The 7,600-nt window shown below is 49.1% G+C and carries 7 protein-coding genes (1 of these 7 running past the window's edge); all 7 read left to right on the forward strand.

Translation table 11 applies throughout. The features are described from left to right. Positions 1 to 22 precede the first annotated feature (22 nt). A complete protein-coding gene (locus ACBP55_RS03900; protein WP_464649912.1) occupies positions 23 to 1,471 on the forward strand; it encodes a sensor histidine kinase in 1,449 nt (482 codons plus the stop codon). A 2-nt stretch (positions 1,472 to 1,473) separates the two neighbouring features. Beyond that, the gene (locus ACBP55_RS03905) at positions 1,474 to 2,076 is read left to right on the forward strand and encodes an ANTAR domain-containing response regulator (RefSeq protein ID WP_464649913.1); all 603 of its coding nucleotides are present in this window, start codon (positions 1,474 to 1,476) and stop codon (positions 2,074 to 2,076) included. A gap of 8 nt (positions 2,077 to 2,084) precedes the next feature. Continuing rightward, positions 2,085 to 3,566 (forward strand): ethanolamine ammonia-lyase reactivating factor EutA, encoded by a 1,482-nt coding sequence (locus tag ACBP55_RS03910; protein ID WP_464649915.1) that lies wholly within the window; start codon positions 2,085 to 2,087, stop codon positions 3,564 to 3,566. Further along, positions 3,563 to 4,924: an ethanolamine ammonia-lyase subunit EutB gene (locus ACBP55_RS03915; protein ID WP_464649917.1), complete on the forward strand. Its 1,362-nt coding sequence runs from the start codon at positions 3,563 to 3,565 to the stop codon at positions 4,922 to 4,924. Before ACBP55_RS03910 ends, ACBP55_RS03915 begins: the two co-directional genes overlap by 4 nt. Before the next feature lie 58 nt (positions 4,925 to 4,982). Then, the gene (eutC, locus tag ACBP55_RS03920) at positions 4,983 to 5,915 is read left to right on the forward strand and encodes an ethanolamine ammonia-lyase subunit EutC (protein ID WP_464649918.1); all 933 of its coding nucleotides are present in this window, start codon (positions 4,983 to 4,985) and stop codon (positions 5,913 to 5,915) included. Positions 5,916 to 6,001: 86 nt separating this feature from the next. Continuing rightward, a complete protein-coding gene (locus tag ACBP55_RS03925) occupies positions 6,002 to 6,130 on the forward strand; it encodes a hypothetical protein (RefSeq protein ID WP_261304047.1) in 129 nt (42 codons plus the stop codon). Positions 6,131 to 6,182: 52 nt separating this feature from the next. Next, positions 6,183 to 7,600, forward strand: partial view of an amino acid permease gene (locus ACBP55_RS03930; RefSeq protein ID WP_464649919.1) — the 5' portion only. 121 nt of this gene lie beyond the right edge of the window; the window shows 1,418 of its 1,539 coding nt (coding positions 1–1,418); it begins with the start codon at positions 6,183 to 6,185; its stop codon lies beyond the right edge, outside the window.

Raw genomic sequence — 7,600 nt, forward strand, 5'->3', positions numbered from 1 at the left:
TCCACGACGTAAAGAGGGATTCATGGTGGCACCGATCATGGAATTGTGCAGGAATCATACGTTATTAAGCGAGGAAGAAGCCCAGACGATCAAGGAGATGGCCGCTCAGCTGCAATTGATAGCCGATGTGTCGGAATCGGATGTATTTATTGACTGCCCGCTCGCCGACAAGGGTTCGGCGCTTGTGGTTGCCGAGGCACATCCATCCTCAGCCCCATCCCTGTATAAAACATCCGTCGTCGGACAATATGCTTTTGCGCAAAATGAGCCTGCCGTGATGTTTTGTTTGCTTTCCGGGCAATCCGTGATCGGGTCGAGAGGCATCTCACAGGAGCAGATTGCTATTCAGCAGAACGTCGTGCCAATCCGCTCAAAAAGCGGCAATGTCATCGGCGCCTTGATCATGGAAAAAGACATCTCCGAGAAGATCGAGCAGGAGAAAAATGTGACGAGATTAATGGAAACAACCGAACAGCTGAGCGAAACGCTGCTTACTGTGGCGATGTCTCAAGGCAGTATGCAGTCGCTAATGCACGAAGGCATTGTTTTATTTGATGATAATGAGTGTGTGACTTATACCAATCCCCGAGCTGCCGAAATGTTGAAGGAAATTGGTCATGCCGGCGTGATTAACGGGTACCCGATTGCCCAGTTGTTTTATGGCAGATTGGAAGGGAACCCTCTTATTGGCCACAAAGGACTCATCCATCAGGAGCTGCAAATTGGGCATGTATCTTTTGATCTAAAAGCAATGTCGATCTACCGGGATCAGCGGGAGGTTGGCGGCATTATTCTCATTCGCGACATTTCGGATATAAAAGAAAAAGAAAAGCAGTTAGTGATCAAATCCGCTGTTATTAAAGAGATTCATCATCGTGTAAAAAATAATTTGCAGACCGTCTCCAGTCTACTCCGCTTACAAATGCGAAGAACCAAGCTTGAAGAAGTGGAGAGAGTTTATCGCGATAGTATCAATCGTATAAACAGCATTGCTGTCATTCATGAAATGCTTGCTTATGAAGGACTTGAAACGATTCACTTCAACGATGTAGTGGACCGAATTACGAAGAATATTATCTCGTCCTCTTCCAAACCGGATCAGAACATTTACCTGAAAATTTCGGGGGATGAGCTCATTTTACAGTCCGACGTTGCCACGACGCTTGCGCTTGTCGTCAATGAACTTGTCCAGAACTGTGTTCTGCATGCTTTTGGGGAGAGACGTACCGGGGTTATTGAAATTTCCCTGCAATGTAGTGGCACCATCGTCTGTGTCCATGTATCTGACAATGGCGTTGGATTCGAAGCGGCAAACCATTCAGACAGGAAGGGTCATCTTGGCTTGAAAATCACAGAGACACTTGTCGAGGAAAATCTCGGCGGTGTCATTCACATAACTTCGGGTGAACAGGGTACGAATGTTCAAATCACTTTTCCGCTTTCCAAAGCGCAGCATAAGGAGGACGAATAGCCATGAAAAACGCCATCGTTGTTGTGGATGATGATCCGATCATTCGTATGGATATTCGCGAAATGCTGGAAGAGGGCGGATATTGGGTCGCAGGAGAAGCCAAAAATGGCGAGGAAGCAGTAGAGCTCGTTGCCAGATTAAAACCGAACCTAGCCATCATGGATATTAAAATGCCAGTCATGAATGGCATCAAGGCGTCCCAAATTATTCGCAAGCTGCAGCAGGATACCTCTGTTTTGCTGCTTACGGCGTACAGCCAGAAGGAATTAGTGAAGGATGCCCGTGAGGCGGGTGTCGCTGCTTTCTTGGTCAAGCCGGTGTCAGAGGAAGACTTGCTGCCCGCTGTGGAAATTGCTTTGAGTCAAAAAGAAAAGATGGATTCACTGAAGCAGGACATCAAGCAGTTGAAGCAATCCATCGAAGAGCGCAAAGTGATCGAAAAAGCGAAAGGCATCGTGATGCAGGTATACGCCTTAAATGAAGAAGAGGCTTATCAGAAAATGCGAGCTGCGAGCATGACGACGCGTATTCCTCTTTCGAAACTGGCGGCAGGCGTTATCGTTGATGGTGTGGGGTCTTTATCCGGTGCGGTGCAGGATAGGTGAATGGGGAGATGAACAACCAGTGGATCACAAGTGTCGGCCTGGATATCGGAACGAGTACAACCAAGATGGTTATAAGTCGTTTGAAATTAGTGCGATCGTCGGGTGCCCTCAGCCTGCCTCGATTTGAGATCGCGGAGCGGGAATTGCTGTATGCGAGTCCGATCCACAGCACGCCGCTGAAGGGCGGCGATGAAATTAATGCGGAGAGCATATGGGAAATCGTGACCAAAGAGTACGAGCAGGCAGGAATTCGTCCGGCGGATTTGAAATCCGGCGCCGTGATCATTACCGGCGAAACAGCGAATAAAACAAACGCAAGACAAATTCTGCATCTGCTCGCCGAACGTTCAGGCGATTTCGTTGTAGCAACAGCAGGCGCTGATCTAGAAGGGCTGCTTGCTGGCAAAGGCGCTGGAGCGGAGCGCCGCTCGATGCAGATTCGAGGCGCAGTCGCCAATATCGATATCGGCGGGGGTACAGCCAATGCGGCCATTTTCCAAAGAGGCAAACTGGTTGGAACGGTCACCTTTCATGTTGGCGGCAGGCTTATTCAATTAGATTCGAACGGTGTGGTTGTAGACGTATCGCCATCGATTCGTCCGTGGCTGAAGACGAACGGATACAACGTTAAAACAGGTGACACAGTCAGCTTTACGTTCATTAAGGAGATCTGCATGGGAATGTGCCACTGCATGATGGATTATTTAGCCGGGCAGATCCTTCCTGAGCATGATGAATCGCTTCGCTCCTTGCTGAACGGCGAGCCGCTTGCGTCAATGCCTCCCATTGGAGAATGGATGGTATCCGGAGGGATCGGCCTGCTGATGGAGGCGAAGATGCCGGAAAACTTGGCGGATGTGGCGGTGCATCAAGATATTGGCCCATTGCTGGCAAACACATGGAAGGAATTATCGGTCCAATATCCGATCCGACTCATCCGTGCTGATCAAACGGTCAGAGCGACCGTCATAGGTGCAGGGATGCAGAGTACCGAGATCAGCGGTGCTACGGTGCATTTGGATGCATCGCTGTTACCCATACGTAATCTGCCCGTACTGGGGCTTGATATATCTCCACAGATACTGGAACAAAATGGGCTGCTAGTGGATGCGCTAGATGCGTTGATGAAAAGCGGTGCAAGCCTCTTTGATCGGGATCAATCCCCTCCGTTCGGGCTGGCTTTAACAGGAATGATTAACCTTACTTATTCATCGCTTCAGCACTTAGCGGATCGACTGCATTTGAGCTTTATTCAACATTTTCCTGCTAGCGAAGCTATGGTGATCATCTGTGAAACGGATATCGCGAAGGCGCTCGGACAATCTCTAGCTAGACGCTGCGGACACCGTCCGAAAGTCATTTGCATCGATCAAATCCGTGTGGAGCATGGGGATTATATCGATTTGGGCGAGCCGATATCTGGGATCATGATTCCGGTGGTGGTGAAGACGTTAGCCTTTCACAACAGAGCGGAGGGGATAAGTCAGTGAACCTGAAAACGACGTTGCTGGGTACAACCTTTCAATTCAAAGATTTAAAGGAAGTCATGGCGAAAGCAAACGAGGAGAAGTCAGGCGATCAGTTGGCCGGCATCTCCGCACAGGATGCGAAGGAGCGCATTGCTGCCAAGCTGGTCCTGTCCGATTTGACGCTGGCCGATATCCGCAATCATCCACTGCTGCCGCCGGAAATCGATGAGGTGTCGCGGATCATTGAGGACGGGATGAATGAAAAGATATACACCGAGGTTCGCAATTGGACGGTAGCTGAGCTGCGTGAGTACTTGCTGCGGCAAGAAACGGGGAATGATGAAATTCGCAGACTTTCTCGTGGCCTAACGAGTGAGATGGTGGCCGCTGCTGCCAAATTAATGAGCAATCTTGATCTTGTGCAAGCTGCATCGAAAATGGAAGTTACAACGCATTGCAACATTACGATTGGTCAAAAGGGAGTGCTGTCCGGGCGGGCCCAGCCCAATCATCCTACGGACAATATTCAGGGGATTAAGGCTGCTTTATTTGAAGCCTTGAGCTATGGGATCGGGGATGCAGTTATCGGAATCAATCCGGTAATTGATTCAGCAGATAGTGTCAAAAATATTTTGCAAGTTACCAAAGAAGTGATGGAAAAGTGGCAGATCCCTACGCAGAATTGTGTCTTGGCACATATAAAAACCCAGATGCGCGCTATTCGCCAAGGCGCTCCTGCCGACATGGTGTTTCAAAGCTTGGCCGGCACGGAAGATGGCAATAAAGCGTTCGGCATCGATGTTGCGCTGCTGGATGAAGCCGATGAGCTTATTGTCAGGGAAGGCACAGGGACGGGGCCGAATCTGTGGTATTTTGAAACGGGCCAAGGCTCCGAGTTGTCAGCCGAAGCGCATCACGGCATCGATCAGGTCACGCTCGAATCCCGCTGTTATGGCCTTGCCCGAAAATATAAGCCGTTTATTGTCAACACGGTTGTGGGCTTCATCGGGCCTGAGTATTTGTACGACAGCAAGCAGGTCATTCGGGCTGGTTTGGAAGACCATTTCATGGGCAAGCTTCAGCAGCTGCCGATGGGTGTAGATGTTTGCTACACCAACCATATGAAGGCGGATCAGAACGATATGGACAATTTGGCGGTGCTGCTTTCCGCTGCAGGCGTCAATTACCTGATCGGTGTAGCCATGGCAGATGACTGCATGCTCAATTACCAATCTACCAGCTACCACGATATCGCCACATTGAGGGAATTGATGAGGCTGCGTCCGGCCCCGGCTTTTGAACAATGGCTGGTGAAAATGGGGATCATGGAAAATGGCCGATTAACACCGCTGGCGGGAGATCCGACTATTTTTATGTAACATTGTTGATTCTTATGAAGCCAGTTTTGCTCTTGCAAAACTCTAAGGAGGAACAAACATGAACAAAGCTGTCCCCGTGGATCAGCTTGTCGATATGGTGATGGCAGAGCTGGAGAAGAAGCTGTCTACATCAAAAGCTGCAGATAATCCGGCGGCCATTCGCTCTAATGAGGAAGCACAGCGATCTACTCAAGTAGAAAAGGTGTCACTGGTGTCTGAACTGGACTCTGAACGGGACTCAGCCCCAGTCCCCGAATTGGACACCTTCTCCTCCAAAATACCAGCTCCCAAATGGGAGGAAGGGATGAATGAGCTGCTAGCCAGCACCCCGGCACGTATCGGCGTATGGCGCACTGGTACGAGGGCGCTTACCAAAGAGGTGCTGAAATTTCGCCGGGACCATGCCGCTGCTGTGGATTCCATTTATGGAGAAGCGAGTCAGGCGCTTTTGGACGAATTCGGTTTGTTTACGGTGGAGACTCGTTACGAGAATACGGAAAACTATTTAAAACGCCCCGATATGGGACGTATTATCACCGAAGATGGAATCGCGGAAATTCAAAAAAGGTGCAAGTTGAAGCCGCAGGTACAGATTGTCGTTTCGGATGGACTGAGCGCCAACGCGGTAGATGCCAATTTGGGCGATGTCTATCCTTCATTACTGGATTCGCTGAGTGCTTATGGGTTATCCACAGGTACTCCGTTTTTCGTCCGTGGCGGGAGGGTCGCTGTCATGGATCATATCGGCGAAATTGTGCAGCCGGAGGTGCTTGTGCTTTTGATCGGGGAAAGACCTGGACTCGTTTCGTCAAAATCGCTAAGTGCTTACATCTGCTATAAACCGCGTAAAGGTACGGTAGAGAGCGACCGCACAGTGATTTCTAACATTCATCGCGGAGGTACCCCTCCTCTGGAAGGCGGTGCGCATATCGGCACCATCGTGAATAAAATGCTCGAGCAAAAGACGAGCGGTGTCAACTTGGAAATCTAACATCTAACCGTAAGTGTTCCCCTTGAGAATGTGCTTCGTTAAGAAGCTTTTCTACATGGTAGTCCGGAGAAGGAGGTGGAGGCCGAATGGAACTGACGATAGGAATCGTAATTATTGCGGTAACGTGTTTGTTTGCTTTATGGATTGTCAGAATCGCCAACAAAAGCATTCGCGAATTCGATGAAAGCAAGCATGAAAGTTTCCTAGGGAAATGAGACTTGTGACTTGTTTGTACAAATCGTATTTATTTGATGAGGAGGATAAAAGATGAGCATACCTTCCAATCATCATGAAAAAGACAAAAGGGATTTGAACAAGTTCGGTTATGCCCAAGAACTGCTGCGCAGTATGGGTGGATTTTCCAATTTCGCGATTTCATTCTCCATCATTTCCATTCTTACTGGCGCTGTATCGTTATACGGTCACGGATTAACCTATGGCGGTGCGGGTATGATGGGCTTTGGCTGGCCGATCGTCGCCCTTTTTGTCATGTTCGTAGCGGCAGTCATGGCTGAGCTCGCTTCCGCGATTCCGACGGCTGGTGCCTTGTACCACTGGGCGGCTATTTTGAAAAACAAACGCTGGGGCTGGTACACCGCATGGATCAATCTGATCGGCCAAATCGGGATTGTGGCTGGTATCGATTATTCGGTAGCCTTATTCGCCGATCCTCTCATCGCGAGTGTGTTCGGTTATGAATCTAACAATACAACCGTGTTGATTTGTTTCACGATCATTTTACTTACGCATGGCATTCTGAATCATATCGGGATTCGTATCGTTTCAAGACTAAACGACTTCTCCGCATGGTACCATATCGCTGTGGTGGCGGTGCTGGTTTTGTCACTTGCCTTTTTCACCAAAGGAAACTTGAATCCTGTCGATTATTTGTTCAAAGTGGGCGAAACATTCTCGGATAAACCGTATATGTTTGCTTTTCTGATCGGACTTTTGCAAGCTCAGTGGACATTTACGGGTTACGACGCCTCCGCTCATACCATCGAAGAGACCATCAACCCTCGTGTGCGAGCGCCTTGGGGGATTTTCACATCCGTTGCCTACTCGTTTGTCATTGGATTCGTGATGCTTGCTTTTGTTACCTTGTCCATCAAGGATGCCGGTGCTGCTGCCGGTTCAAGCAATGCGTTCATCTATGTCATCAGCCAAGCGCTTGGCGGTACATTCGGTTCTGTTATCCTATGGCTGGTCACCGCCGCGATGTGGTTCTGCGGTCTAGCTTCTATCACTTCTTTCTCACGTATGATGTATGCCTTCTCTCGTGACAAAGGGATGCCGATGAGCCATCAATGGGCCCAGATATCAAAGAAATACCGTACACCTGCCAAAGCCATCTGGCTTGCCATTATCCTTTCCTTCCTGCTCGCTTTCATCGACTACATCATCAAAATGGTGAATCCCGATGCGACTTACACGACGATTGCGTTCCTAACAGCGGTTAGCGTTGTGGGCCTATATGTGGCTTACGGCATTCCGATCTATCTCAAGCTGAGAGCGAAAGCAGAAGGCAGATTTCAAGATAAGCATCTCGGACCGTGGAATCTCGGAAAATACAGCACATTCATTTCTGTCGTCGCGCTTTTGTGGATCATCTTCATCTGCATCATCATGGTGATTCCTCCGAATCAAATGGCTGGATATGCAGTAGCTGGGATGCTGATTCTTCT

This window comes from Paenibacillus sp. WG02, assembly GCF_055396115.1.

Excerpts from the sequence above, each read along its gene's own strand:
- ACBP55_RS03910 (WP_464649915.1), top strand. The coding sequence starts at position 2,085 with ATGAACAACCAGTGGATCACAAGTGTCGGCCTGGATATCGGAACGAGT.
- ACBP55_RS03900 (WP_464649912.1), top strand. The coding sequence starts at position 23 with ATGGTGGCACCGATCATGGAATTGTGCAGGAATCATACGTTATTAAGC.
- ACBP55_RS03905 (WP_464649913.1), top strand. The coding sequence starts at position 1,474 with ATGAAAAACGCCATCGTTGTTGTGGATGATGATCCGATCATTCGTATG.
- ACBP55_RS03925 (WP_261304047.1), top strand. The coding sequence starts at position 6,002 with ATGGAACTGACGATAGGAATCGTAATTATTGCGGTAACGTGTTTGTTT.
- eutC (WP_464649918.1), top strand. The coding sequence starts at position 4,983 with ATGAACAAAGCTGTCCCCGTGGATCAGCTTGTCGATATGGTGATGGCA.